General features: G+C 41.6%; 1 protein-coding gene. It reads left to right on the top strand.

The window, feature by feature from the left end; translation table 11 throughout:
- Positions 1-46: 46 nt before the first annotated feature.
- Positions 47-262, top strand: a 216-nt coding sequence (locus KVT27_RS25130) for a cell division protein ZapA (RefSeq protein ID WP_217582225.1), incomplete at its 3' end; no start/stop codon positions are given.

The following is a 262-nucleotide window of genomic DNA, read 5'->3' as shown; positions in this document are numbered from 1 at the left end:
TTAACGTCGATAAGGCCAGCCTTTTCATTTAAGGGGGAAATCGACCATGACCGATGAAGATAAATCGAAAATTACCGTTGATATATATGGAAATCAGTACAAATTAAAAGCAAGTAACAGCACGGGATATATGAAGCGTGTCGCTGAATACGTGAACGATCAAATGTTTCATATTGCCAAAGGCTACCCGCGTCTCGATTCCCAAAGAATTGCTGTACTGGCTGCTGTGAACATGGCGGATGAATGCTTCCGTATGAATGAA

Source organism: Lysinibacillus sp. GbtcB16 (genome assembly GCF_019091145.1).
GTDB lineage: Bacteria > Bacillota > Bacilli > Bacillales_A > Planococcaceae > Lysinibacillus > Lysinibacillus fusiformis.
The sequence above is the reverse complement of the archived record's forward strand: the minus strand, read 5'-3'. Positions and strand labels throughout refer to the sequence as shown.